A 24,511-nucleotide genomic window follows, 5' to 3' on the forward strand; every position below is an offset into this window, starting at 1 on the left:
GCCGAAGGGCGGATAGCAAGCGCAAAACACGAGAAATCGACGTCCTGAACGCGGATGAATGCGGTCATGGTTAACGCCCGCTGAACAGAATTCGCACCCAGGCGAGAACGCTGAAAATCGTTCAATTCATGGACACATACCGGAAAGAACAATCGTCTCAACTTGTTAGATGATGAACCAAACGTGACCAACGGCCTTAAGGTTTGAGTCGGGTTTGCCTCAAAGGCGGATATTTCCGAACTTTTAAAAATTTTGCCGTCAATTTTAGGAAAAATCTCAAGAGCTCCTTGGCGCGATCATGCCAGGATGCTTGCCAGGCACGCCCTTCGGGGCAGGAAACGGGACTGGACGTCATGGGTTTTCTTATTCGCTCGATCTTTTGGCTTTCGCTGGTACTGCTGTTGTTGCCGATTGGCGGAACCGGCGGTGAAGATGAGGGCGATGCGCCGCAAGTCGGCGCCCTTCAGGCACTGGGGGCGGCGCGCGAGGCGGTCAGCGACATGGTCGGTATCTGCGAACGCAAGCCGGAGGTCTGCGAGACCGGGCGCGCGGCGCTTCAAACGATCGGCGTCCGTGCTCGCGAAAGCGCGCGCATAGCCTATGAGATGCTTGAGGAAGAGCCGGCGGACGGCGTGCCCGAAGCCAGCGCGAACGCGGCCGAGGCGCCGCTGACGACTGGAAGCGTTTCGGAGCCTGCGACCGTTCGATAGTTCCCCGGCTTTACAGGTCGGCTGCAAGGTTTTTCCGTGACGAAAGCCCGGACAACCACTATATCCAGCTCAATGAGCACCACAATCGACACCATCTACGACGATTTCGCATTCCTGGACGATTGGGAAGAGCGTTACCGTTACATTATCGACCTCGGCAACGGCCTGTCGCCCTACCCCGAAACCGAACGCGATGAAGCGCACAGGGTGCGTGGCTGTGTCAGCCAGGTTTGGCTTCACACTGAGCGCGGCAAAGGTGAAGACCCGATCCTCACCTTCAAGGGCGATTCCGATGCCCACATCGTGCGTGGTCTGGTCGCAATCATGATGCTGCTCTTTTCGGGCAAGCGTGCCAGCGAAATCCTCGCCATCGACGCCGAAGACGTGATGCGCAAGCTTGGCCTCGACGATCACCTCACACCGCAGCGCGCCAACGGCCTGCGATCCATGATCCAGCGCATCAAGAGCGAGGCCACCGCCGTCGCCCCCGCCATGGGCTGATGATCCCGCGGTCAGGCGAAACACCCGACCGCAAGATCACCTTACCTTCAAACGATTTTCGGTCGATAGTTCTGCGTTCCCCAATGCAGGATAGGCCTTCGCGCGTCACCGCGTTTATCGGACGAAGGCTCGTAATGCCGGCCAAGCGCTCCGAGCGCGGTCTTCAGCACCACCTTGGCCGACCGGACAGGCCAGCCGCGTTCCGTTTCCACCTGCTCGAAACCCTTCAGGAAACAGCACACATCCACAAGAATGCCTGCCAGTTCCGGTCCGACCTCGTCGAGCGCGCTGTCTACGCGCTGGCGCGCCGCCAACGCGGCGTCCGTCAGTTCCACGCCGCCCCCCGCCCCGGCACCCCGTTTTCCAGCAGAAACGGTTGCCACCCAGTTCGCACTCAAGCGCGGCATGATCTGCCCGCGCGTGTAGTCCGCCCGCAATCTTTCCCCCGCATCGAATTCCACCTGGGTGAGAAAAGATTCGCCATTGCGTGTTCGCCGGCGCGCCAGTTGAGCCAGGGGAGATTCGCTGAGCGTTGCCGAAACGACTTCCCGCTCGCGACCCCGCCCGAGAATTCGGGTTTCGACATTCCAATGCTGATCGCGGAAGGGGTCGCTCTTTGCAACGAGCCGCCGTGCGAACGCCACCCCGGCCGGGGTAAGCGCGATCCGCTCTCCCTCGACACGAAGAAGGTCCTCCTTGTGCATCGCGTTCAACACGGCAATCGAAACCGAGATCGTGCCCCGCTCACCGCCGTCCAGAAGCGCGCTGTCCCGTTTTGCACCGGGTTGGCGCCAGACCGGTCCCTTCTGCAGAAACCGCATGGCACGCTTCCGCTCACGTGCAAGGCGCACATCGTCCTTCAAAACAGCCATCTCAGCGCACCTCCATGTTGCGGAACGCGGCCGCGGTAACGCGTTCCGTCATCAGAACGATGCGGTCGAACTCTTCATCGTCGCGCATGTCTTCGATGATGTGACAAGCATACTGCACCGTCGTGCGGTCCCGCCCGAACCCCCGCCCCACCTCGGTCATGTTGAGACCCAGGACCACGTGCGCCGCATACATGCCGATCTGCCGCACACGGGTTACGCTCGTTGAAGAACGCCGCGTCTCGCGCAACTCGCGGCCGCTTACATTGAACAGGGCGGCGACAATATCGAGCACGCATTCGCAGATCTCTCCGATCCGCTCTTCGGTCACCGGGCTCAAGCGGCGTTGAAGCGCCACGGACGCTTGTTCTTCCGGCGTCACCTTCTGCCTGTCTCTTTCTTCCGGCGATTTGGTAGCGTTTGAATGCACAGACTTTATCCCTTCCCAAAAAGAGGAATAAATTCTTATACCGCACAGCGCCATCGACGGGAACAAATAGCGAACAAGTATTTTCTCCAATATGCCTCAAACATTTGAAATAACTGGAAAAATAATCCATTCGCGTGAATTTTAGCGCCAGTTTATCCCCGCCACTCCGACTGCTCGCATAGTGATCGCTCAAAACGACAGGGGTTGATCATGACAGCGGTGAAGCAGGAAAGCCTGACATTCCTAGAAACCAAGCGACAGCGCCGCGAGGACGCACGACAAACGGCGGCGCTGTTTCTGATCGGCGGCATGGACCTGCACAAAGCAGAGCAATGTTCAGGAACAGAGCGCGCCGGCATGCTCAGACGCCTCAAACGGTTGATCGAGAGAGAACGTCTGAAGGGTGTCCGCAATCACTGGAGTTATGACCTCAATCGGCACATTGCGCTCAGCCAGGCACTCAAGCGCCTTACCTCACACCCCACGCAGGACAATCGCGCGCCGTCCCTGAACCATGACAGACGGCAATAGGCGGCCCGCACTATTGCCTTGCCGCGAGGGGCACATAAAAAAAGCGGCGCCCCACGCGCCGCCTGCAGTTTATAGGAACCATGCTGGCAGTGCCGCAGGCTCCTATTTCTCCTTGCGCTTGCGACCTAAGCCCATCTGCTTGGCCAGCTTCGAACGCGCCACGGCATAGCTGGGCGCAACCATCGGATAATTGGCGTCGAGTCCCCACTTCTCCCGATATTGCTCCGGCGTCATGCCATAATGCGTCATCAGATGGCGCTTTAGAGATTTGAACTTCTTTCCGTCTTCCAGACAGATAATGTAGTCTTCGTGCACCGAGCGTTTCGGATTTACAGCCGGTTTCTGCTTTTCGGCAGGTGGAGTTTCCGGAGTACCGCTGACACGACCAAGCGCTGCATGAACGTCTGCAATTAAATTGGAGAGTTCGGATGCAGGAACAGGATTGTTGCTGACGTAAGCGGCAACGACATCCGCGGTCAGCTCAATAAGCATGTTGTCGCTTTTTAAAGAATCTTCGTTCATTTTGTTACCTTGCCCCAACGTAAAATTATAATCAGAACCTCATGTCGCCATTGATGAGGTCTCTACAGGAATCTTTATTCTTTAGGCATTTCTTTGGCGATTCCCGACAAGGCAGCAATCATATCGTTTTTTTCGTCCTTCCGGTCAACTCACAATTTTAAATCAATACTGTCAAAACCTGAGCATGAGATGTTTATTCCATCTCAAAAAACTGAATTCAATTCCAAAAATCAGATCAAATTTATCTTAATCTCACCGCTATTCTAAGCCAACCTTATCAATTTTCGGGACGACGACGTAACAATCGAGTGATGAAGCATGGTTGGACACGCATACCAGCGCAGGAAAATCAAAGCTTCCCATTAGCCGGCGAGCCTTCCCCCGGAGGAGAGGCGAACACGGCCCATGAAAAGAATAGAGAAGAAGAACTTCTTCTAATCTTCTTCGTTTCTTTGAGAATCGTTTGTAGACGAGAACGTATTGCCAAGTTCGGCCATGTCGTCATGCACCGAACGCCCCCAGAGCTTATAGCCGGCGGCATAGGCGGCTTTTGCCAGAAGATGCGCCGATATCGGAGCCGTCAGCAGGAAGAAAACCACCGCCGCCAGCGCCCGCGTTACAATCGCCTGATCCTGCGCGAAAATCGCCAGAGCCACGAGCATGAGCCCGGAGCCAAGCGTTCCGGCTTTGGAAGCGGCATGCATCCGTGTGTAAAGGTCCGGCAATCTCAGAATGCCGATTGCCGCGACGAGCGTGAATGCGGCGCCGACAACGATGAGCACTGCGGTGATGATGTTGTAAACGTCGCCCATCATTCGCCCTTATCCCCATAGATGCCCAGCGTGTCGCGTTTCACGAATTCCTGCTCGTAGCGCCGGCTGAGCACGAAGCGGGCAAAGGCAACGGTTGCCAGGAAACCGACGAGTCCGAGAGCGATGGCAATGTCGAGATAAAGTGTGAACCCCGTGCGGATGCCGATGACGGCGATGAAACCGATGGCGATCGTCACCAGCATATCGAGAGCCAAAACCCGGTCGGGCAAGCTCGGTCCCACGACCACGCGCACGACCGTGAGCAGAAACGACAGGCTCAGCAATGCGAGGGCGATAAATTCGGCGAAAACGAGAAACTCAGCGCTGGCGCTCATCGAAACGCCTCCATGATCTTTCTTTCAAAACCCTCGGCGATATCGCGCCGCAACGCCTCCGGATCCGAGCAATCGATGGCGTGGACGTAGAGAAAGCGGCGATCCTCCGAAACGTCGACGGACAAGGTCCCCGGCGTCAGCGTGATGAGATTTGCCAGAAGCGTGATCTCGAAATCCCTGTCGACCTTGAGCGGATAGGCGAAAATGCCCGGTTTCAGGTCCATTTTCGGAGACAGAACGAGAAGCGCGACCCGCCAGGCCGAAAGCGCCAACTCGTAAAGGAACAGCAGCGCAAGGGAAACGACACGCAGGCTGCGCGCGAAATACCCCAGCGATCCGACCTGCTCTCGGATCAGATAAAGCGTGGCAGCCCCGAGGAGAAAACCGAAGATGAAGTTTGGCAGTGAAAACGAACCGCTCACCGCGGTCCAGATCAGCGCCAGGATGATGTTGATCAGGGACAGTCTCATTGAACGGCCTCCACGGGGAAAACCGCACCGATATAACTGGAGGAATCCAGCAGCCCCCCCGCCGCCGCCGCCGCGACGCGAATGAACGGTTCGGGATAGACGCCGAGCAGGATGATCGGAACGCAAAGCAGAACCAGCGAGGTATAGCCGAAACCGGGCCTGCCGATCGCCGCTTCGCCGGCGGGAGCCACCTCCTGTCTGTCGCGCCAGATCGCCAGAATATAAACGCGGCCAAGCGCAATCGTGGTCAACAGCCCGGTCAGCAGGATCGCGAAGGAGAGCCATGGCCATCCCGCCTCCAGCGAAGCCCTGACGAGCAGAACCTTCGGCCAAAGTCCGGACGCGGGCGGCAATCCCGCGGCGGCGAGCATCAGGACGAGCGCAAACGCTCCCATAGCGGGATAGGAACGGTAAAGTCCGCCGAGTTCATGCAGCGAATAGCTTCCGCCCAATCCCTTCATGACACCGGCCAGGAGATAAAGAGCCGTCATCGCAAGAACCGAATGGAAGGCATAAAGTATGGTGCCGGTCAGCCCGGTTTCGGTTCCCAATGCGAGACCCGCAAGCATCACGCCGACGCCCGAGATCACCACGAAGCCCAACACCCGGCGTATATCCGATTGCGCGATTGCTCCCATGATGCCGAGCACCATTGTGCCCGCGGCCACCCAGGCGATGACGCCGGAAAGCTCCGCCCGCTCGACGGGGAAAAGCATCACCAGGACACGCAGCAGCGCATAGACGCCCACCTTCGTCAGAACGCCGCCGAACAGTGCTGCCGTGACAATGCGTGGCGTGTGGTAGGACGCCGGCAGCCAGAAATTCACCGGGAACGCGGCGGCTTTCATTCCGAAGGCGAGCAGATAAAGCACAGCCAGCGTCATCAGCGGGCCGGTCTCGCGCATGGCCTCCGCCTTGCGTGCGATATCGGCCATGTTGAGCGTTCCGAACGTGCCGTAAAGATACGCCGTTGCCGTCAGGAACAACGTCGTGCCCACCAGATTCAGGATGGCATATTTGGTCGCGCCGTCGAGCTGGCGTTCGGTCGATCCGAGGATCAGGAGACCGAAAGACGAAATCAGAAACACCTCGAACCAGACATAGAGGTTGAAGATATCGCCGGTGAGAAACGATCCGCCGACACCTGCCATCAAAAGCATCACGAACGGATAGAATCCGTAGCGCCGGCCGGTCGTGCCGATGTCTTTCATCGCATAGAGTGCACAAACGCTGGCAACCAGCATTGCGACGAAGGAAAGCGACGCGCCAAGTACGTCCGCGGTGAAGGATATGCCGAAGGGCGGCAGCCAGCGCCCCATGGTCATGACCTGAGGTCCATCCGCCAGCACCTGCAGAAGGAGCGCGGCATTTGCGCCGAGCGTTAAAAGCAGGCCCGCAATCGCGACACTCGCATGCAGCCGGGTTTCGTGACGAACCATGAGCAGAATCGCGCCGAACAGGATCGGCACGCCGACAGGCGCCACCAGCATCCAGTCGCCCAGCGTCGTTGGCTGGGTCACCATTGCGTTGGAAATATCTATCGATTCAGCGGCCATCGGTGTCTCAGTATCCAAGCGGGGGCATCGGTTCACCCTCGGGTTCGGCGACGCGCATTCCATCCGTGTCGTCGGTTCCCAATTCCTGGTAGGCGCGGAACGCCAGAACCAGCAGGAAGGCAAACAACGAGAACGAAATCACGATCGCCGTCAGCACCAGCGCCTGTGGCAGTGGATTGGCCGTTGCCACTTCGGGTGTTTGCAGGGCTTCGGGGATGATCGGCGGCACCTCCCGTGTCAGCCTGCCAGCCGTGAAGATCGAAAGGTTCACCGCATTGCCGAAGATCGAGACCCCCAGCAGAATGCGGATGATGTGCTTCGAAAGCATGAGATAGATGGCAACGGCGAAGAACACGCCGACCACGAAGGAGAGAGCGACTTCCATTATCCATGCTCCCTTTCTTCCAGGGCGAGCGCAACCGACGTGATCGAGCCGAGAACGACAAGGTAAACGCCGATATCGAAGAACAGCACCGTAGAGAGGTCCACCGGAACGCCGAGGACGCTGACCTTGATCCACAGACCCGTCATGAACGGAACGTTGAAGACGACGGAAAGCCAGCCGGAAATCGCCGCAACGAGCAAGCCGAAACCCGATATCGCCATCGGGTGAAAATAGAGTGATCGACGCACCGGCGAAACGCCACAGGCAACGCCGTAGATCGCGAAGGCTGACGCGGCGATCAGCCCGCCGATGAACCCGCCGCCCGGTTCATTGTGCCCACGCAACAGCACGAACACTGAGAACAGGACCATCAGGCTCGTGAGATAGGGCGCGACGGTGCGGAAGATGAGCGTGCGCATCTCAACCCTCCTCTTTGTTTTCGGTCAACGGCTTGGCGCTACGGATGCGCACCAGCGCCAGAATCGCCAGACCCGCGATCATCACCACGGCGATCTCGCCCAGCGTATCTGTCCCGCGGAAGTCGACGAGGATGACGTTCACGATGTTGCGGCCATGGGCGATGACCCGCGAATATTGCGAGAAGAAGTCGCTCAGCTCGGTGTTGAAAGGCACCTGCGTCACGCGCAGAAGCATCAGTCCGAGTGCCGCGCCACACGTTCCGGCAACGGCCACGTCGAGGATCTTTTCGCCTGTCGGGCGATGATCCGTCGGCGAAAGCCGCAGGCGCGTCATGACCAGCGCCAGGATGACCACTGAAAGCGTCTCCACCATGAATTGGGTGAAGGAGAGATCCGGCGCTCCCAGAAGCATGAAGATCAGTGCCACGGCAAATCCCTGAATGCCGAGCGAGACGATCGCCGTCAGTCGATCGCGCGCGTAGATGACCGCTCCAAGCCCTATGAGGCCAATGAGTAGCACCGTCCACTCGTAGAAAGGCATTCTCGGCAGCGTTGGCGCCGCCGGCCATTCGTCATAGAGGCCCATCGGAATCAGCAAGGCGGCAGCGACCGCGATGAAGGTCGCGGTCATGTAATAATCGAGGCGCCCGCTCTGAATGAGATTGGTCACGCGGAAGGACAAACGTGTCAGGCCCCGCAACACCTGGTCGAAGCCCTTGTCCGGCCCCCATCCGATCGCGTTGAGCACGCCGGCCATCGCCGCGCGCCCCTGCCCCAGCATGACAAACACGAGAACGCCGAGCGCCACCGTCACCATCGACAATGCCAGGGGCATGCCGATATGCGGTACGGTCGAGATCGTCACCGTAACCGGTTCGCCGAGAACCGCGGTCGACATCGGGCTGCTGACGAGCTCGTGGCTTACGCCCGAGAGCAGCGCCGCGATCAGCCCCAGCCCGCCCAGAACGAGCGGCCCGAGCCAGAGCAGGACCGGTCCTTCATGTGCATGTTTGGGCGTTTCGACCTTTGCGCCGATAAACGGCTTCAGCGCCACGGCAAAGCCGATTGCGAACATCAGGCCGTTGCCGACGAGCGCCACAAGCGTCAAGAGCGTGGTCCAGCCAGTGGCGAAACCGAGGCCCGCATAGATTTCTTCCTTGGCGAGGAAGCCGAAGAACAACGGAACGCCGCCCATCGATGCCGCAGCCAGGACGGCAGCCGTAAAGGTGACCGGCATCGCTTTGCGCAGACCGCCCAGTTTCGTGATGTCGCGCGTGCCGGATTCGTGGTCCACCAGCCCCGCCACCATGAAGAGCGCGCCCTTGAACATGGAGTGTGCCACCAGATAGAGCACGGCCGCCTCGACGGCCTTTTCCGACCCGACGCCCGTCAGCATGACCAGCAGACCGAGCGACGCCACGGTTGTGTAGGCCAGCATCAGCTTCAGATCGGTCTGGCGCATTGCCAAAAGCGTGCCGACGATCAGCGTCGCGCCGCCAAAAATGGGCAGGATCGTTTCCCATGCTGCCGTGTCGCCAAGCACCGGATTGAGGCGCATCAGAAGATAGACGCCGGCCTTCACCATCGTGGCCGAGTGCAGATAGGCTGAAACCGGCGTGGGCGCTTCCATCGCATTGGGAAGCCAGAAATGGAACGGAAACTGCGCCGACTTCGTGAACGCACCGCCGAGTATCAAAAGCAGCGCTGCCATGTAAAGCGGTGCGTCACGCAAGGCACCTTCGCTCGCGAGCAGCGCCGACATGGACGTGGCATCCGTCGCGCCCCAGATCACCAAGAGGCCGGCCAGAAGAGAAAGCCCGCCAAGTCCCGTCACCACCAAAGCCTGCAAGGCCGCGCGCCGCGAGGCTTCGCGCGAATGATCGAAGCCGATCAGCAGAAACGAGGTGATGGAGGTCAATTCCCAGAAAACGAAAAGCGTCAGGAAGGAATCGGCAACCACCAGACCCAGCATGGACCCCATAAACATCAGTATGAACGAGAAAAACCGTCCCTGATGCTCGTGCCCTTTCAGGTAACCGCCCGCATAAAGCACGATCAACGTGCCGATGCCCGTGATCAGCAACGCGAAAGTGACGGAAAGACCGTCTAGAAACCAGGAAAAATCGACCGAAAGGCTGGGGATCCATGCATAACCGCCCGCCAGCGTCTCGCCGCCGGAGATCGCTCCGACAAAGCCGGAAAAATGCAAAAAGATGAGAGCGGGTGCGATGGCCAGCACCCAGGCGGCATTGTGATGCAGCGCTCTTGTCAGGGCTGGCGCGATGGCGGCGGCTGCGAACGGCAGCAACAGAGTGAGAAATGTCAGCCACTGGCCGTCTGCCGTCATGAACTCTCCCCAATTAACTCAGTGTTTCAAGACACTTTTTAGAAAACTTAAGGTCACATAAACACTCGTTCTGAGCATCACAAGGCGTAAACCGGTCCCCAGGGCGCGATGAAATGCCGCCATTCACAAGAGATTGCCAACTTAAACCACCCATGGCGCAAGATGCAAAATCATGTATCGGACACGGTCACCGTCATCGCTGTTGCGCAAAAAATCTCGAAAGGTCATTGCCATACCGCGCTTGCCCGGGACATGAATGGCGACAAACTTCGCAGCGTGCCGCGCACGCCCTTGCAGACATCCACAAGGCAGATCCATGACTTCCAAACCGTTCGCCACGAACGCCGCAATCCCCTCGCCCCGCACCCACGCGGTCAAGGACACGCGCCACGGCATTGAGCGTATGGACGAGTATGCCTGGATGCGTGCCGACAACTGGCAGGAGGTTCTGCGCGACCCGAGCGTGCTTGCAGATGACATCCGCGCCCACCTCGAAGCCGAGAACGCTTATCAGGCGGCCCTGATGGCCGATACGGAAGATCTTCAAAAGACCCTCGTTGCCGAGATGCGCGGCCGTATCAAGGAAGACGAGACATCGGTGCCCGCCAAGGACGGACCGTTCGCCTATGCCGCGGGCTTTCGCACCGGTGGCGAATATCCACGCTTTTTCCGCCTGCCGCGGGCCGGGGGCTCGGAAGAAACGCTGCTGGATGGCGACAAGGAAGCCGAAGGCAAGAGCTATTTCCGCGTCGGCGGTGTCGATCACTCACCCGATCACAAACGCCTTCTGTGGGGCCATGACGACAAAGGCTCCGAACTCTTCACCATCAGCGTGCGGGACCTGGCCACCGGCGAGGATCTCGCCGACACGGTCGGCGAAACCGGTGGTGGCGGCGTCTGGGATGCCGCAAGCAGCGGCTATTTCTACACGCGCCTCGATGAAAACCATCGTCCCTCCAAGGTGTTTTATCACCGCGTCGGCGCCACTCCCTCGGATGATCGCCTGATCTACGAGGAGGTCGATCCCGGCTTCTTCGTCGGTGTCTCCGGCAGCCGCACGCAGGACTGGATCTACATTTCCGCCCACGATCATGAGACGTCGGAGTGCCACATTCTGCCGGCCAACGATCCGAACGCCGCTCCGCGCCTGGTCGCACCACGCGAAACCGGTCTGCAATACGACCTCGAGGAAGGCGGCGACGTCTTCTTCATCCTTACCAACGCAGACGGCGCCAAGGACTTCAAGATCGTAACCGCGCCTGTCGGCGATCCCTCGCGCACAAACTGGCAGGAATTGGTGCCTCATGAACCTGGACGCTTGATCCTAGCCATCACGGCCTTCGCAGATTACCTGGTTCGCCTCGAGCGCAAGGACGGCCTGCCGCGCATCGTGATCCGCAACCGCACCGACGGATCCGAGCACACGATCGCCTTCGATGAAGAGGCTTATTCGCTGGGACTTCAGGGATCTTACGAATACGAAACCGACACGCTCCGTTTCTCCTACTCCTCGATGACCACGCCCGAGCAGGTGTTCGACTACGACATGCGCGCCCGTACGCGCACCCTGCTCAAGACACAGGAGGTTCCCTCCGGCCACAGCCCGGACGACTACGTCACCCGCCGTCTCATGGCGCCTGCGCCCGATGGAGAACTGGTGCCCGTGTCGCTGGTCTATCGCAGGGGGATCGCGCTGGACGGTTCCGCCCCCTGCCTTCTCTACGGCTACGGAGCCTATGGCATGGCCATGCCGGCCGCCTTCAACACCAATTGCCTGTCGCTGGTCGATCGCGGCTTCGTCTACGCCATTGCCCACATTCGCGGCGGCAAGGAAAAGGGCTATGCCTGGTACGAAGACGGGAAGCGTGAAAAGAAGGCCAACACCTTCACCGATTTCATCGCAGCCGCGCGCCACCTTGTCGCCGAGGGCTATACCAGCCACGACCGCATTGTGGCCGAAGGTGGGTCTGCCGGCGGCATGCTCATGGGTGCCGTGGCCAACCTGGCACCGGAGGCTTTCGGCGGTATCGTCGCCGCGGTGCCCTTCGTCGATGTGCTTAACACAATGCTCGATGACACGCTGCCGCTCACCCCGCCTGAATGGCCCGAATGGGGCAACCCAATCGCCTCGCGTGAGGATTACGACACCATCGCCGCCTATTCGCCCTACGACAATGTGGACGCAAAGGTCTATCCGCCCATCCTGGCGCTTGCCGGCCTGACCGACCCGCGTGTCACCTATTGGGAACCGGCCAAATGGGTGGCGCGCCTTAGGGAGCGCAAGGACGGCGACAATCCGGTTCTTCTGAAAACCAATCTCGATGCCGGACACGCCGGGGCCTCGGGCCGCTTCTCGCGGCTCGAGGAAAAAGCGCTGACCTATGCTTTCGTGCTGAAGGTCACCGGGAAGATGGATAGCCGTTAGATTTTCCCGGCACCGCCTTCAGATAGGCCGCGATGGCATCGCGATCGTCCTTGGAAAGCTGGGCCATGTTCTTTTGAACGGAGACCATGGCTCCCCCGACCGAATCGAATTCAGGCGTAAACCCGCTCTCCAGATAGTAGGCGATGTCGCCGGCAGACCAGGAATCGATCCCGCCATCGCCGGATGTGACGTTGGGCACGATGCCCTCGCCTTCCGCCGAGACGGCGCCGGCGAGCCATTGATCGTAAAGCTGTCCGCCGGCGAAATTTCGCGGCGTATGGCACTCCCCGCAATGGCCGGCGCCCTCCACGAGATACTGCCCGCGCCTTTCGGCCTCCGCTGCGTCGTCCCCCAGCGCAACGACAGGTGTCTCGTGCATGAAGGCGAGCTTCCAAAGCCCGATGCCCCGGCGCACGGTAAAGGGAAACGAAAGCTGGTGCGCGCCGGCATCGCCTTCCACTACGGGCAGCGTCTGGATGAAAGCGAAGAGATCGTTCACATCCGCTCGCGACATCCGGGCATAGGAAGGATACGGAAACGCCGGATAATAGTGTTCGCCGGAGGGAGAGACACCGTGCAGCATGGCGTTGGCGAAATCCGTGTCGCTCCAGCCGCCGATACCGTCTTGCGGATGCGGCGAGATGTTGGGAGCCACGAAGGTGCCGAAATCGGATTTCAGTTCCACCCCGCCGGCAAGTTCCAGCCGCGCATCGCCATCGGCACCGGGTCGCGCGTGACATGACGCGCAGCCGCCGGCCCAGAAGACCTGTTCACCGCGCTCCGCGCTCGGCTCCCGCTTCGCATCGGGAACGCCGGCCTCCAGGGAGGTCGGCGCGCTCAGAAACCAGAATGCCACCCCACCGCCCACGACAGCAACGAGAGCAGCGGTCAGCAATGTCTTCTTCATAACAATCCCAAGTGCACGGGTCTACAAGTGTACTGGCTCAGTTGTTCTGCACACGGAAATTCTCGTGGCAGCTTCTGCAATTGCCGAGAACCGGCCCGATCGCTGCCTGGAATGCTGCCAGATCGGCCGGACCGTCCTTGCCCGAGGCTTCGACGGCGGCTGCGGTATCGGTCATGTACTTATCGAGCGCCGCCTGAAAGCCCTCCGCATCTTCCCACACGGCCGGTGCGGCAGTGGTATCGCCGTCGCCCGAGCCCTCGGGAAAGAAGTCGCCGAAGGATTTCGCGCTCGCGTTCAACGTCAGGATCGCCGCCTTGGCGATGGCCGGATTGTAATCCAGTTCCCCCTTCATCATTGCACCGGCGAGGCCGGCGGAAGCGGCATTCGCCTGCATGATGGCCTTGCGCACGGCAACCGGATCGTCCGCGGCGGCAACACCCGAAACGGACAGGCAGACTGCGGAAATGGCAAGTGCGATTCTTCTCATGTGATCCCTCCGGTGATTTGCTCGAACAATACCCCGACCAACGCTCTTGGCCCAAAAATATTCCGGAAAGCGCGCTCACGGTTTCGTGAAGGTACGAATCGAAAAGGCCCGGCATGGCCGGGCCTTTGGTACAGGTCGAAGCTGTACTGATTGTGAAACCCGAAAGGGAAATCACGAAGCCTGTTCGTAGAGCTCCAGAACGTAATCCCAATTGATCAGGCTATCGACGAACGCCTCGAGATACTTCGGACGCGCGTTGCGATAGTCGATGTAATAGGAATGCTCCCACACGTCGACGCCCAGGATCGGCGATGCATCGTGAATCAGCGGGTTCTCGCCGTTCGGCGTTTTCATGATCTCAAGCTTGCCGTTCTTGACGGCGAGCCAAGCCCAGCCCGAACCGAACTGCGTGGTGCCTGCGTTGATGAAATCGGCGCGAAACTTGTCGTAACCGCCCAGGTCGCTGTCGACCGCCTTGGCGAGTGCGCCCGGCAGGCTCTTTCCGCCGCCATCCTTCTTCATCCATTTCCAGAAATGGACGTGGTTGTAGTGCTGAGCGGCGTTGTTGAACAGGCCAGCATTCTTGCCGTGAGACTGCTTGACCACGTCCTCGAGAGACAAGCCGTCCATGCCAGCTTCCGCCGCAAGCTTGTTGCCATTGTCGACATAGGCCTTGTGGTGCTTGTCGTGATGGTACTCCAGCGTTTCCTTCGACATGAAGGGCTGCAGTGCCTCGTAATCGTAAGGCAGATCCGGCAGTTCAAAAGCCATGGTGGTAAACTCCCTCGTACAGGTGGTTGAAATCAGCAGGACGCAGATGGGGTTGCGCCTTCAGTGAGACAATACCCATCGCTCCCGATTGTTCCCGCGCGTGTCAGGCAGGCAGCCCGGAATGGGCCCATTCCCAATAAAGGTCGCGCGCTTTTTTGGCCACAGGCCCCGCCTGATAATTCTGCCCCTCGACCTTGCTGACCGGCACGACCTTGGAGTGATTGCCGGAAGAGAACACCTCGTCCGCATCGAGGAAATCCTTCACCGAAAGCGTTTTCTCCACCACCTCGATGCCGGCCTCCCGCAGAAGCGTGATCACACGGCTGCGCGTGATGCCCGAGAGGAACGTGCCGTTCGGCGCCGGCGTGAAAACCACACCGTCCTTTACCATGAAGATGTTGGAGCTGCCGGTTTCGGCCACATTGCCGAGCATGTCGAGCACCAGCGCATTGTCGTAGCCACGGCTGCGGGCTTCCATGATCGCGCGGCCATTGTTGGGATAGAGGCACCCCGCTTTCGCATTGGTGGGCGCTGTCTCCAGGGTCGGTCGGCGGAACGGCGAAACGGTTACGGAAAATCCGGACGGCTCCAGCATCGGCGCTTCATAGAGGCATAGACAAAACCGGCTTGAATCCGGGTCTGCCGGCACGCCCATATAGCCGCCATGCTCACCCCAATACATGGGGCGGATATAAACTGCCGTTTTGCCGTCGAATTTCTTGAGCCCGTCTTGGGTAAGGCCCATGATCTCGTCATCCGAAACCTTCGGTGTGAGCCCGAGATTGGCCGCCGATGCATTCACACGCTTGGCATGTAGATCGAGGTCGGGAGCGACATTCTCGAACCAGCGGGCACCGTCGAAGACGGTGGAGCCGAGCCACATGGCATGACTGCGCGGACCGATGAGCGGTACATTCCCCTCGTGCCAATCGCCATCAACATAGGTCCAGGTCGTCGATTGGACTTCGCTCACCACGGTCATGCTGTATCTTCCTTCCTGTCATCGCACCCGCATCTCGCCGGAGATGCATATTCTTCAATTCCTTGCGCCATTCATCGAAATGGCTTTGTCGGGTTTCGTCAATCGTTCCTGCACGGCTATCGATGAGGCCAGACGGCGTTTCTTGACCGCCGTTGGCCGGTGCGGTCAAGTAGAGAACGTACAAAGGAGTCTTCATGCGCCACGCAGCCTTCGTCTTCGATGCCTACGGCACATTGTTCGACGTGCATGCGGCTGTCCGCCGTCATGCCGGCGAAATCGGCCCGGAAGGACAGCGCTTCTCGGAGTTGTGGCGCGCAAAGCAACTTGAGTATTCCTGGGTCTTGACGCTCATGGGCCAGTATCGGGACTTTTGGGCCATGACGGAGCAGGCGCTCGACTATGCGTTTGCCAAGATTCCTTCGGTCGATGCCCGTTTGCGGCAAGACCTGCTGGATGCCTATTGGCGGCTCGATTGCTACGAGGAGGTGCCTGCTGTCTTGAAGGCACTCAAAGCGGGGGGCGCGCGCCTGGCGATTCTGTCGAACGGCTCTCCCGCCATGCTTGAATCGGCCATCCGCTCATCCGCTCTGGATGCCGTTCTCGACGAAGTGTTCTCCGTTGAGGCCGTGCGCCGCTTCAAGACCGATCAAAGCGTCTATGAGATGGTCACCAACACCTGGCGCATCTATCCGGAGACCGTTTCGTTCCAATCCTCGAATCGATGGGACATCGCCGGCGCCCGGCAATTCGGTTTCCGCACGGTCTGGCTCAACCGAACCGATCAGCCCGACGAATACAAAGACTTCCCGCCCGACCTGATCCTTCCCTCCCTGGACGGACTTCTCGCCTAGGGGCCGCACATGCGTGAACCATGCACGGATGATGCAACTATAACACACTCGACCGAGAACTTTTGCCTAAGGGGCATTTTTCACTTCAAGTGAAAGTGACTCGGTCTATCAAGCACATTCCGATAACTCTTCGGATCCCAGGGAGGGAAAACGGGGGTCTCCCCCAAGGTGTGCCAGAGCGTCGTCACAAGATGTTCGGTGTCATCGGTCCTGACGAAACGCGAGTATACGAAGAAACCATGTCCAATTCTCCCATTGCCGCACGATCCCTTAACCGGCGCCGCTTTCTGTCTTTGAGCGCCGCCGGTGCCGCGTCGCTCGGACTCTCCGCATGCGTGAGCAGCCAAGGCGACAACGTCGCCGTTGTCGAGCGTCGCGTCCGCGAACCCGGTCCGATCCAGTACGACTCCATGTATTCCGCCGTGGTCGATGCTGGTTATGACATTCCCGCCGTGCCGATCGACAAGATCAACCCGCGTTATTATCGTCAGGAAGTTGCCGATCCCACAGGCGAACGTCCCGGCACCATCGTCGTCGACACCGGCAATCATTTTCTCTATCTCGTCCGCGAGAATGGCCGCGCTTTGCGTTATGGTGTCGGCCTTGGTCGCGCTGGCTTTGAATGGGCCGGCCGCGCCGAGATCAAGTACAAGCAGCAATGGCCGCGCTGGTTCCCGCCGGCGGAGATGATCGACCGCCGCCCCGAGCTGGAAAAGTATCGGGCGGAGTACGACAAGGCGAACGACCAGTGGATCGGCGGTATGCAGCCCGGCGTCTCCAATCCGCTCGGCGCCCGCGCGCTTTACATCTTCGAGGACGGCAAGGACACGCTCTATCGCGTGCACGGTTCGCCTGAATGGTGGACCATCGGCAAGTCGGTTTCGTCCGGCTGCGTGCGCATGCTCAATCAGGACGTGATCGATCTTTACAACCGCGTTCCCGACGGTGCGCCGATCCTCGTGACTTCCGGTTTGCGCACCGTTTGACGCGAAACCTCTCCGAAGGTTCCGTCAAAAGAATGGGGCCGTCAGCGACAGCCCCTGACGAAATGTAATCGATCTGAACTTCAAGCCCGAGCCGCTTGTGGCGCAACGCTGCCGGCGGCTCGGGCTTGCTGGGAACAGTCCCGCCCGACGCTTTCACGGCTGCCTTTGACGGTCAACGTGCCTTACACGATTGCCCGCCCGTCGATTGAAATCCGCGGGGACCGCTTTAGCGGAATTGGAACGCACGCCTTGAACACATTCCCCCGCGTGTCGCAGCCGGCTCATGCAAAGGCGTGCTGCGACATCTTTTCGTTACGGTATCGACGCTAGCGTCCCCTCTTCAAACTGCCGAGAATGCCGCGCACCAGGGCCCTGCCAAGCGATGTCCCCACGGAGCGCACCACCGATTTGAGTGCCGCCTCGGCGACGGACTGACGATTGGATGTGCGCCGACGCGTCGTGGTCCTGCTGCGCGTCTTGGTGGAGCCGCCGCTGTCTCCGAACTCCGGCAGAGACCAGCGCGACCGCTCCTCCGTTTCTCCGGTTTCTTCGGCGTTCTGCGCCTCGGCCTCGGCCTTCGCCTTGTCCGCCGCCTTCTTCTGCAGAATCTCAAAAGCGGACTCGCGGTCGACGCTCTCGTCATACTGTCCGAAAACCGGGCTTTGCTTGAGCAGCTTTTCGCGCTCGTCATCCGAAATCGGCCCCAATCGCGAGGCCGGCGGCCGGATCAGTGTCCGCTGCACCATCGCGGGAACGCCCTTCGATTCAAGCGTGGACACCAGAGCCTCGCCGACCCCGAGCTTCGTAATCGCCTCGAAGCAATCGAAATCGGGATTGGGGCGGAACGTGTCCGCAGCGGTCTTGACGGCCTTCTGCTCGCGCGGCGTATAGGCGCGCAAGGCGTGCTGCAAGCGATTGCCGAGCTGACTCAGCACGGTTTCGGGAACGTCCAGCGGATTCTGCGTCACAAAGTAGACGCCGACCCCCTTGGAGCGGATCAGCCGCACCACCTGTTCGACGCGATCGACGAGAATTTTCGGCGCCTCGTCGAAAAGCAGATGCGCCTCGTCGAAGAAGAAAACCAGGCGTGGCCGGTCAGGATCGCCCACTTCAGGCAATTCCTCGAACAGTTCCGACAAAAGCCAGAGCAGGAAGGTCGCATAGAGACGCGGGTTCATCATCAGCTTGTCTGCGGCAAGCACGTTGATTGCGCCGCGCCCGTCCGGAGTCGTGCGCATGATATCGCTGATCTTGAGCGCCGGCTCGCCGAAAAAGAAGTTCGCTCCCTGCTGCTCCAGCACCAGAAGCGTGCGCTGGATGGCGCCGACCGATTGCTTGGACACATTGCCGTAGCGCGTGCCGATTTCGTCGGCACGGTCGGCCACATGCCTCAGAAGCGCCTGCAGATCTTTCATGTCGAGAAGCAGAAGACCTTCCTCGTCGGCAACGCGGAAGGCGATGTTCAGAACACCTTCCTGCGCCTCCGAAAGGTTCATCAGACGGGACAGAAGCAGCGGCCCCATCTCAGAGATCGTCGTGCGGATCGGGTGCCCCTTCTTGCCGAAGAGATCCCAGAAAATGACCGGAAACTCCTGGAACTCGTAAGGATCGAGCTTGATCGTATCCGCGCGCTTGGTCAGAAAATCCTTCTCCTCGCCCATCATGGCGATGCCGGAAAGGTCTCCCTTCACGTCGGCGCAGAACACCGGCACGCCCGCGTTCGAAAATCCTTCCGCCAGGATCTGCAGCGTCACCGTTTTGCCCGTACCCGTGGCCCCGGTAACCAGGCCATGCCGGTTGGCGTATTTCAGCAGAAGACGTTCGGCCTGCTGGTAGCTGTCGTCCGGATGCCGACTGGCCCCCAGAAAAATACTGTCATCCGCCATCGTGAAACCGCCTCGCTCACCAATCCCGCTGCAATAAACCGGTCTCAGGTATAGTCAGCCTCGCGGAAAGTCTCAACGCCGTTATGCGCTTGACGTCAAAGCGCGGCTTTCCTGCAACGCTAGCCGGCTATTCGGCCTATTGTGCATTGCGGCGTCTTTCGTGGCGTCCTAAACTTATCGGGCAATGACAGGGTGTTGCCTGGGCACTTCATGCGCGCATCACGGCGGGAAGCGCCCGGCCAGCGGCGAATCGGGAGGCATAATGGATCGCGCGATCCTGAAAAAAGTGAAATTTCCACAGATCGACCAGGAACGTTGGCGCGATCTGGTAGTCGAATCCCTGCAAGGGGAAGCCGGTCCCGAGGCGCTTTCCTGGCAGACGGACGACAACATCTCCATGCGCGCGCTTTACGAGCGCATGCAGGATGCAAAACCGCTCGCGCGCGGACGCGAGAAGTCAGGCTGGGCGGCCGTTCAGCGCATGGACGACCCCGATCCCGTCCGCGCAAACAGCCAGGCCAAGGAAGACATCGCCCAGGGCGCTACCGGCCTCGCCCTGGTCTTCGAGGGAGCGCCCAACGCGTTCGGTTTCGGCCTTCCCGCCACACCGGACGCGGTCGCCAAGGCGCTCGACGGCATCGACCTTCATGGTCTGCACCTGCGCATGGACGCCAATCCCAGCAGTCGCGCCATCGTCGACTGGCTGACGCAGATCTTCACCGAACGCCGTATCAACCCGGCCGGCATGACCCTCTCCTTCGGCATTTCACCGGCCGCAACCTTTGCCGGAACCGGCAAATTGCGCATGTCAATTGAGGCGCTCGAAGCGTCCATGCCGCAATCCTTCGCAGGCTTTTTCGCCATGGACCTGCCGGGAATCCTGCTCGAGGGCGATGGTCGTGTCTTCCACAATGCCGGCGCATCGGAGGCACAGGAACTCGGCATCATGCTGGCATCTGCGGTTTCGCATCTGCGCATGTTCGAGCAGGCCCGCCAGCCGCTTGTCTATGCCGCGCCGCATATCGGCTTCTCGCTCTGCGTTGATCAGGACCAGTTCCTGTCGATTGCAAAAATCCGTGCCCTGCGCCGCCTTTGGGCGCGCGTTCAGGAGACCTGCTCCATCGAGCCGTCGCTGGCGACGATCCACGCCGAGACTTCGTACCGCATGATGACGGCGAAAGATCCCGAGACCAACACATTGCGCACCACCGTCGCCGCCTTTGCGGCCGCCGTTGGCGGCGCCGATTCGCTATCCGTCCTGCCGCACACCGTCGTTCACGGCCTGCCGGATGCCGATTCAAGGCGGCTCGCCCGCAACACGCAGCTCATCTTGTCGGGCGAAAGCCATCTTGATCTTATCATCGACCCGGCCGCCGGCGCAGGCGGCATGGAAACGCTCACCGCAGCCCTTTGCGAAAAAGCATGGGACGAATTTCGCCGCATCGAGAGCGAGGGTGGCGTGCTGCGCAGCCTGATGAACGGCCATATCCAGGAACGCGTGCTCGACATGCGCGAGCGGCGCGAGCAGCGCATCAACGACGGCAAGAAAGCCATTGTCGGCACGACCATCTACCCCGTCGCCAAGGAACGCCCGGTGAAAACCCTCAAGGCCCAATCGCCGGACATTTCGGGAGAAGCGGCCGCCGTGCGCTGCCAGCCACTGCTCGCACAACGCCTCGATGAGTCGGGAGGAGGCATCGCATGATCCCGGACTTCACCAGCATTGACTGGTCGGTCCCGAACGCTTCGCCTCTCCCAGCCCAGACCCCGCCGACGGCCACGCCCGAAGGCATAAACATCAAGTCCTTCTATGCGGAAGACGACTTAAAGGGTCTGCGCTTCCTCGACACCTACCCCGGAGCCGCCCCCTTCATTCGCGGCCCCTACCCGACCATGTATGCCCGCCGCCCCTGGACCATCCGCCAGTATGCGGGCTTCTCGACGGCCGAAGAATCCAACGCCTTCTACCGGCGCAACCTCGCTGCCGGGCAGAAGGGCCTCTCGGTCGCCTTCGACCTCGCCACGCATCGCGGCTATGACAGCGACCATCCCCGCGTTGCCGGCGATGTGGGCATGGCGGGCGTCGCGATCGATTCCATTCTCGATATGCGCCAGCTTTTCGATGGTATCCCACTCGACAAGATGAGCGTGTCGATGACCATGAACGGTGCTGTCCTGCCGATCATGGCGCTCTACATCGTCGCGGCGGAGGAGCAGGGCGTCGCTCATAAGGATCTCGCGGGCACCATTCAGAACGACATTCTGAAGGAGTTCATGGTCCGCAACACCTATATCTACCCGCCCAAACCGTCGATGCGGGTGATTTCTGACATCTTCGCCTACACGGCGGAGCACATGCCCAAATTCAACTCCATCTCGATCTCCGGCTACCACATGCAGGAAGCCGGCGCCTCCGCCGATCTGGAGCTTGCTTACACCATCGCGGACGGTATCGAATATGCCCGCGCCGGGATCGCCGCCGGGCTCGATATCGACCGTTTCGCGCCGCGCCTTTCCTTCTTCTGGGCCATCGGCATGAACTTTTTCATGGAAGTGGCCAAGATGCGCGCAGCGCGCCTTTTGTGGGCCACCCTGATCCAGCAGAATTTCGCGCCTAAGAAAGAGCGCGCGCTATCGTTGCGAACCCACTGCCAGACTTCCGGCTGGTCGCTGACGGCACAGGATCCATACAACAACATCGTGCGCACCATGGTCGAGGCGATGGCCGCCACCCAGGGCCACACGCAGTCTTTGCACACCAACGCCTTCGACGAGGCACTGGCCTTGCCGACCGACCACTCCGCCCGCATCGCCCGCAACACGCAACTCGTCCTGCAGCTCGAATCCGGCACCACGCGCATGATCGATCCGTGGGGCGGTTCCCACTTCGTCGAGCGCCTCACCCACGATCTCGCCAATCGCGCATTGAAGCACATCGAGGAAGTGGAGAGCCTCGGCGGCATGGCGGCGGCCATCGAGAAAGGTGTGCCGAAGATGCGTATCGAGGAAGCGGCCGCCCGCACCCAGGCACGCATCGATTCTGGCGAGCAAATGGTCGTCGGTGTGAACAGTTTCCAGCCCGAACGCGACACCGAGGTGGACGTCCTCAAGGTGGACAATGCCGAGGTACGCGCCCGTCAGCTCGCCAAATTGCAGCAGCTCAAGGGCACGCGCGACGTGGCCGAGACCGAAAACGCCCTTGCCACGCTCACGCAGGTGGCTGAGAAAGGCGGCAACCTCTTGGAGTTCGCCGTGCGTGCCGCCCGCGCCAAAGCGACGGTGGGCGAGATTTCTTCCGCGCTCGAAAAGGTGTTCGGCCGCCATGTCGCCGAGATCCACACCATTTCCGGCGTCTACCGAAAGGAAGTGGGAGACCTGCCTTCTGTCGAACGTGCGCATCGGAAGGTGCAGAAATACCGTAAGAAGACCGGGGCCGCTCCCCGCATCCTGATTGCCAAGATCGGCCAGGACGGGCACGATAGAGGCCAGAAGGTCATTGCGACGGCCTTCGGCGATCTGGGTTTCGACGTCACCGTCGGCGCGATGTTCCAATCCCCGGAGGAAGTGGCCGAGCTTGCCATCGCCAACGATGTCCAGATCGTCGGCGCATCTTCGCTCGCAGCCGGTCATCTCACGCTTATACCCGAACTCAAGGCAGCGCTTGAAAAACGCGGGCATGGCGACATACTCTTGGTCGCTGGCGGCGTCATCCCGCCCGATGATTTCGAGGCGGTACGCGAGGCGGGTGCGGCCGAAATCTTTCCACCCGGGACCGTCATTCCAGAAGCTGCCGAAAAGCTGCTCAACCGTCTGCTCGAAAGCGCCTGATCGCCCGATCTTGAAATGTCAGCGCGCATGTTATACCTTAAGTTATAACACGGAGCCTGAACCATGAATGTCACCATTCGCAAGATCGGCAATTCGGAAGGTGTCATCCTTCCGAAGGAAGTGCTCGAGCGGCACAATCTGCGGGCTGGTGACACGCTGAGCCTTCTCGAAGATGGGAAGGAACTGCGCCTTCAGCCCCCCGCGGAAGACCCTGAAGAATTCGAGCGGAAGATGAAGATCGCGCGCGAGCGCATGAAGAAATACGAAACGGCCTATCGCGTTCTGGCCAGGTGACCGATTTTCATTCACGTGTCTTCATCGAAGCGTTGCATCTCGAGCAGTTGCGCCTTCATGGCGGCGCCAGCGGTGTCCGCGATGAAGGCGCGTTGGATTCTGCGCTTCATCGCCCCCTGCAGAAGCAGGCTTATCAAGAGCCCGATCTGTGTGCGCTTGCGGCCGCCTACCTTTTCGGCATTGTAAAGAACCACCCTTTCATTGACGGAAACAAGCGCACGGGCCTGGCCGCAGCTGATCTCTTCCTCTATTTCAACGGTCTCAGCATGGAAGCGGAGCAGGAAGCGGTCATTCAGCTCGTTTTGATGGTTGCCGCCGGCGAAATCGACGAAGCAGGCGCTGCGGCCTTTTTGCGTGATCATACGGTTTCGCTCGACACGTAAGTTCCACGGCATCAATCCTGCATTCAACAACGGGAAGATCCGGAGTTGTGCCAAAATGAACCGCCGCAGCCTTTTGAAAGCCACCGCAGGCTTTGCCGTTTTCGGCCTGTCCATCCCGCGCACGGCATTTGCGGACGCAGCGCTCGGGCGCATGGCCGCCGGCGCGGCGAATGCCGGGGATTTCGGTATCGAACCCGGCGCTGCCGAAGACCAGACCTCGGCCCTGAGCACATTGCTGGAACGTGCGAGTGTTGAAGCCACGCCGATTTTTCTGCCGCCGGGCCGTTATCTCCTATCCGGCCTCTCGCTGCCCCGTCACGTCCGCCTGCTCGGCGTTCCAGGTGCCACGCACCTCGTGCAGGCCGGCGCCGGCGCATTGCTCAAAGCCGGGACCAGCGAACGCCTCACCCTTTCCGGCCTGACGTTGGACGGCATGCACATGCCCCTTTCGGGCGACAGGCGTGCGCTGCTCGACATCGACGGGGCGCAGCGTTTGGCCATTGAGCAATGCGTCTTTCAGGCCTCCGGCGGCAGTGGCCTCGCCCTTCGCCAGGCGCGCGGGCACATCCGCGACTGCGAGATCGTCGACGCATCCGAGTACGCCCTCTACGCGTTGAATTCGAAAGGTCTCGACATCAGCGCAAACGTCATCGCCGATTGCGGCAATGGCGGCATTCTCGTGCATCGCTGGTCGGCGCGCGAAGACGGCACAATCGTCACCGGCAACCGCGTGCATCGTGTCGGATACGCGGATATCGGCGACGGACCGAACGGCTGCGGCATCTCGGTCTTTCGCGCCGACGGCGTGATCCTCGCCAACAACC

General features: G+C 60.2%; 26 protein-coding genes. 11 read left to right on the forward strand and 15 right to left on the reverse strand.

The window, feature by feature from the left end; all coding sequences use genetic code 11:
• Window positions 1-353 precede the first annotated feature (353 nt).
• Both QZ638_RS01855 and QZ638_RS01860 read left to right on the forward strand, forming a co-directional pair.
• The gene (locus QZ638_RS01855) at window positions 354-710 is read left to right on the forward strand and encodes a DUF5330 domain-containing protein (protein WP_295806168.1); all 357 of its coding nucleotides are present in this window, start codon (window positions 354-356) and stop codon (window positions 708-710) included.
• A gap of 72 nt (window positions 711-782) precedes the next feature.
• Window positions 783-1,211 carry a SufE family protein gene (locus QZ638_RS01860; protein WP_295806169.1) on the forward strand — a complete coding sequence of 143 codons (429 nt, stop codon included), beginning with the start codon at window positions 783-785 and terminating at the stop codon, window positions 1,209-1,211.
• Between the two features lie 47 nt (window positions 1,212-1,258).
• On the opposite strand, the gene QZ638_RS01865 is transcribed toward QZ638_RS01860, so the two are convergent.
• Entirely contained in the window at window positions 1,259-2,083 is an 825-nt protein-coding gene (locus tag QZ638_RS01865; protein WP_295806171.1) for a DUF6456 domain-containing protein, read from the reverse strand.
• A gap of 1 nt (window position 2,084) precedes the next feature.
• A complete protein-coding gene (locus QZ638_RS01870) occupies window positions 2,085-2,510 on the reverse strand; it encodes a helix-turn-helix domain-containing protein (protein WP_295806173.1) in 426 nt (141 codons plus the stop codon).
• A gap of 210 nt (window positions 2,511-2,720) precedes the next feature.
• On the opposite strand from QZ638_RS01870, the gene QZ638_RS01875 reads away from it, so the two are divergent.
• Window positions 2,721-3,041: a cytoplasmic protein gene (locus QZ638_RS01875; protein ID WP_295806175.1), complete on the forward strand. Its 321-nt coding sequence runs from the start codon at window positions 2,721-2,723 to the stop codon at window positions 3,039-3,041.
• Window positions 3,042-3,143: 102 nt separating this feature from the next.
• On the opposite strand, the gene QZ638_RS01880 is transcribed toward QZ638_RS01875, so the two are convergent.
• The 8 genes from QZ638_RS01880 to QZ638_RS01915 form a co-directional block, all read right to left on the reverse strand.
• On the reverse strand, window positions 3,144-3,563 hold the full coding sequence (locus QZ638_RS01880; RefSeq protein WP_295806177.1) for a MucR family transcriptional regulator: 420 nt from the start codon (window positions 3,561-3,563) through the stop codon (window positions 3,144-3,146).
• A gap of 434 nt (window positions 3,564-3,997) precedes the next feature.
• Entirely contained in the window at window positions 3,998-4,378 is a 381-nt protein-coding gene (mnhG, locus tag QZ638_RS01885; RefSeq protein ID WP_295806178.1) for a monovalent cation/H(+) antiporter subunit G, read from the reverse strand.
• Window positions 4,375-4,710: a cation:proton antiporter gene (locus tag QZ638_RS01890; protein ID WP_295806180.1), complete on the reverse strand. Its 336-nt coding sequence runs from the start codon at window positions 4,708-4,710 to the stop codon at window positions 4,375-4,377. Before QZ638_RS01890 ends, mnhG begins: the two co-directional genes overlap by 4 nt.
• A complete protein-coding gene (locus QZ638_RS01895) occupies window positions 4,707-5,180 on the reverse strand; it encodes a Na+/H+ antiporter subunit E (RefSeq protein WP_295806183.1) in 474 nt (157 codons plus the stop codon). The genes QZ638_RS01890 and QZ638_RS01895 overlap by 4 nt, the downstream gene beginning before the upstream one ends.
• A complete protein-coding gene (locus QZ638_RS01900; RefSeq protein WP_295806186.1) occupies window positions 5,177-6,736 on the reverse strand; it encodes a Na+/H+ antiporter subunit D in 1,560 nt (519 codons plus the stop codon). Before QZ638_RS01900 ends, QZ638_RS01895 begins: the two co-directional genes overlap by 4 nt.
• A 7-nt stretch (window positions 6,737-6,743) precedes the next feature.
• On the reverse strand, window positions 6,744-7,121 hold the full coding sequence (locus QZ638_RS01905) for a Na+/H+ antiporter subunit C (RefSeq protein ID WP_295806188.1): 378 nt from the start codon (window positions 7,119-7,121) through the stop codon (window positions 6,744-6,746).
• On the reverse strand, window positions 7,121-7,540 hold the full coding sequence (locus tag QZ638_RS01910) for a Na+/H+ antiporter subunit B (RefSeq protein ID WP_295806189.1): 420 nt from the start codon (window positions 7,538-7,540) through the stop codon (window positions 7,121-7,123). The genes QZ638_RS01905 and QZ638_RS01910 overlap by 1 nt, the downstream gene beginning before the upstream one ends.
• A 1-nt stretch (window position 7,541) precedes the next feature.
• Entirely contained in the window at window positions 7,542-9,887 is a 2,346-nt protein-coding gene (locus tag QZ638_RS01915; protein WP_295806191.1) for a putative monovalent cation/H+ antiporter subunit A, read from the reverse strand.
• Window positions 9,888-10,203: 316 nt separating this feature from the next.
• Here QZ638_RS01915 and QZ638_RS01920 point away from each other — a divergent pair, with 316 nt between their 5' ends.
• Window positions 10,204-12,312: a S9 family peptidase gene (locus tag QZ638_RS01920; RefSeq protein ID WP_295806193.1), complete on the forward strand. Its 2,109-nt coding sequence runs from the start codon at window positions 10,204-10,206 to the stop codon at window positions 12,310-12,312.
• Here the strand turns inward: QZ638_RS01920 and QZ638_RS01925 are convergent.
• From QZ638_RS01925 to QZ638_RS01940, 4 genes are all read right to left on the reverse strand, one after another.
• A complete protein-coding gene (locus tag QZ638_RS01925) occupies window positions 12,287-13,219 on the reverse strand; it encodes a cytochrome c (RefSeq protein WP_295806195.1) in 933 nt (310 codons plus the stop codon). The genes QZ638_RS01920 and QZ638_RS01925 overlap by 26 nt on opposite strands.
• Window positions 13,220-13,256: 37 nt before the next feature.
• Window positions 13,257-13,706 (reverse strand): cytochrome c, encoded by a 450-nt coding sequence (locus QZ638_RS01930; protein ID WP_295806196.1) that lies wholly within the window; start codon window positions 13,704-13,706, stop codon window positions 13,257-13,259.
• A 171-nt stretch (window positions 13,707-13,877) separates the two neighbouring features.
• Window positions 13,878-14,477, reverse strand: a complete 600-nt coding sequence (locus QZ638_RS01935; protein WP_295806198.1) for a superoxide dismutase — start codon at window positions 14,475-14,477, stop codon at window positions 13,878-13,880.
• 103 nt (window positions 14,478-14,580) lie between these two features.
• Complete coding sequence (locus QZ638_RS01940; protein ID WP_295806201.1) at window positions 14,581-15,459, reverse strand: branched-chain amino acid aminotransferase; 879 nt, start codon at window positions 15,457-15,459, stop codon at window positions 14,581-14,583.
• Window positions 15,460-15,653: 194 nt separating this feature from the next.
• Between QZ638_RS01940 and QZ638_RS01945 the strand changes: the two genes are divergently transcribed.
• Together QZ638_RS01945 and QZ638_RS01950 are read left to right on the forward strand one after the other, a co-directional pair.
• On the forward strand, window positions 15,654-16,310 hold the full coding sequence (locus QZ638_RS01945) for a haloacid dehalogenase type II (RefSeq protein WP_295806203.1): 657 nt from the start codon (window positions 15,654-15,656) through the stop codon (window positions 16,308-16,310).
• Between the two features lie 239 nt (window positions 16,311-16,549).
• Window positions 16,550-17,296: a L,D-transpeptidase gene (locus tag QZ638_RS01950; RefSeq protein WP_295806205.1), complete on the forward strand. Its 747-nt coding sequence runs from the start codon at window positions 16,550-16,552 to the stop codon at window positions 17,294-17,296.
• Between the two features lie 326 nt (window positions 17,297-17,622).
• Here the strand turns inward: QZ638_RS01950 and QZ638_RS01955 are convergent, their stop codons facing one another.
• Window positions 17,623-19,182, reverse strand: a complete 1,560-nt coding sequence (locus QZ638_RS01955) for a helicase HerA-like C-terminal domain-containing protein (RefSeq protein WP_295806206.1) — start codon at window positions 19,180-19,182, stop codon at window positions 17,623-17,625.
• A 262-nt stretch (window positions 19,183-19,444) separates the two neighbouring features.
• On the opposite strand from QZ638_RS01955, the gene QZ638_RS01960 reads away from it, so the two are divergent.
• The 5 genes from QZ638_RS01960 to QZ638_RS01980 form a co-directional block, all read left to right on the forward strand.
• Window positions 19,445-20,887, forward strand: coding sequence for a methylmalonyl-CoA mutase family protein (locus QZ638_RS01960; protein ID WP_295806208.1), 1,443 nt, complete (start codon window positions 19,445-19,447; stop codon window positions 20,885-20,887).
• Window positions 20,884-23,010 (forward strand): methylmalonyl-CoA mutase, encoded by a 2,127-nt coding sequence (gene scpA, locus QZ638_RS01965; protein ID WP_295806210.1) that lies wholly within the window; start codon window positions 20,884-20,886, stop codon window positions 23,008-23,010. The genes QZ638_RS01960 and scpA overlap by 4 nt, the downstream gene beginning before the upstream one ends.
• Before the next feature lie 63 nt (window positions 23,011-23,073).
• Window positions 23,074-23,304: an AbrB/MazE/SpoVT family DNA-binding domain-containing protein gene (locus tag QZ638_RS01970; RefSeq protein ID WP_295806212.1), complete on the forward strand. Its 231-nt coding sequence runs from the start codon at window positions 23,074-23,076 to the stop codon at window positions 23,302-23,304.
• Entirely contained in the window at window positions 23,301-23,687 is a 387-nt protein-coding gene (locus QZ638_RS01975; RefSeq protein ID WP_295806214.1) for a type II toxin-antitoxin system death-on-curing family toxin, read from the forward strand. Before QZ638_RS01970 ends, QZ638_RS01975 begins: the two co-directional genes overlap by 4 nt.
• Before the next feature lie 55 nt (window positions 23,688-23,742).
• On the forward strand, window positions 23,743-24,511 hold a 769-nt coding region (locus tag QZ638_RS01980), incomplete at its 3' end, for a TIGR03808 family TAT-translocated repetitive protein (RefSeq protein WP_295806216.1).

Source organism: uncultured Nitratireductor sp. (assembly GCF_913053745.1).
GTDB lineage: Bacteria > Pseudomonadota > Alphaproteobacteria > Rhizobiales > Rhizobiaceae > Nitratireductor.

What these genes read in the sequence shown, in the direction of transcription:
- QZ638_RS01855 (WP_295806168.1), top strand. Translation starts at nt 354, where the DNA reads ATGGGTTTTCTTATTCGCTCGATCTTTTGGCTTTCGCTGGTACTGCTG.
- QZ638_RS01860 (WP_295806169.1), top strand. Translation starts at nt 783, where the DNA reads ATGAGCACCACAATCGACACCATCTACGACGATTTCGCATTCCTGGAC.
- QZ638_RS01865 (WP_295806171.1), bottom strand. Translation starts at nt 2,083, where the DNA reads ATGGCTGTTTTGAAGGACGATGTGCGCCTTGCACGTGAGCGGAAGCGT.
- QZ638_RS01875 (WP_295806175.1), top strand. Translation starts at nt 2,721, where the DNA reads ATGACAGCGGTGAAGCAGGAAAGCCTGACATTCCTAGAAACCAAGCGA.
- QZ638_RS01880 (WP_295806177.1), bottom strand. Translation starts at nt 3,563, where the DNA reads ATGAACGAAGATTCTTTAAAAAGCGACAACATGCTTATTGAGCTGACC.
- mnhG (WP_295806178.1), bottom strand. Translation starts at nt 4,378, where the DNA reads ATGATGGGCGACGTTTACAACATCATCACCGCAGTGCTCATCGTTGTC.
- QZ638_RS01890 (WP_295806180.1), bottom strand. Translation starts at nt 4,710, where the DNA reads ATGAGCGCCAGCGCTGAGTTTCTCGTTTTCGCCGAATTTATCGCCCTC.
- QZ638_RS01895 (WP_295806183.1), bottom strand. Translation starts at nt 5,180, where the DNA reads ATGAGACTGTCCCTGATCAACATCATCCTGGCGCTGATCTGGACCGCG.
- QZ638_RS01900 (WP_295806186.1), bottom strand. Translation starts at nt 6,736, where the DNA reads ATGGCCGCTGAATCGATAGATATTTCCAACGCAATGGTGACCCAGCCA.
- QZ638_RS01905 (WP_295806188.1), bottom strand. Translation starts at nt 7,121, where the DNA reads ATGGAAGTCGCTCTCTCCTTCGTGGTCGGCGTGTTCTTCGCCGTTGCC.
- QZ638_RS01910 (WP_295806189.1), bottom strand. Translation starts at nt 7,540, where the DNA reads ATGCGCACGCTCATCTTCCGCACCGTCGCGCCCTATCTCACGAGCCTG.
- QZ638_RS01915 (WP_295806191.1), bottom strand. Translation starts at nt 9,887, where the DNA reads ATGACGGCAGACGGCCAGTGGCTGACATTTCTCACTCTGTTGCTGCCG.
- QZ638_RS01920 (WP_295806193.1), top strand. Translation starts at nt 10,204, where the DNA reads ATGACTTCCAAACCGTTCGCCACGAACGCCGCAATCCCCTCGCCCCGC.
- QZ638_RS01925 (WP_295806195.1), bottom strand. Translation starts at nt 13,219, where the DNA reads ATGAAGAAGACATTGCTGACCGCTGCTCTCGTTGCTGTCGTGGGCGGT.
- QZ638_RS01930 (WP_295806196.1), bottom strand. Translation starts at nt 13,706, where the DNA reads ATGAGAAGAATCGCACTTGCCATTTCCGCAGTCTGCCTGTCCGTTTCG.
- QZ638_RS01935 (WP_295806198.1), bottom strand. Translation starts at nt 14,477, where the DNA reads ATGGCTTTTGAACTGCCGGATCTGCCTTACGATTACGAGGCACTGCAG.
- QZ638_RS01940 (WP_295806201.1), bottom strand. Translation starts at nt 15,459, where the DNA reads ATGACCGTGGTGAGCGAAGTCCAATCGACGACCTGGACCTATGTTGAT.
- QZ638_RS01945 (WP_295806203.1), top strand. Translation starts at nt 15,654, where the DNA reads ATGCGCCACGCAGCCTTCGTCTTCGATGCCTACGGCACATTGTTCGAC.
- QZ638_RS01950 (WP_295806205.1), top strand. Translation starts at nt 16,550, where the DNA reads ATGTCCAATTCTCCCATTGCCGCACGATCCCTTAACCGGCGCCGCTTT.
- QZ638_RS01955 (WP_295806206.1), bottom strand. Translation starts at nt 19,182, where the DNA reads ATGGCGGATGACAGTATTTTTCTGGGGGCCAGTCGGCATCCGGACGAC.
- QZ638_RS01960 (WP_295806208.1), top strand. Translation starts at nt 19,445, where the DNA reads ATGGATCGCGCGATCCTGAAAAAAGTGAAATTTCCACAGATCGACCAG.
- scpA (WP_295806210.1), top strand. Translation starts at nt 20,884, where the DNA reads ATGATCCCGGACTTCACCAGCATTGACTGGTCGGTCCCGAACGCTTCG.
- QZ638_RS01970 (WP_295806212.1), top strand. Translation starts at nt 23,074, where the DNA reads ATGAATGTCACCATTCGCAAGATCGGCAATTCGGAAGGTGTCATCCTT.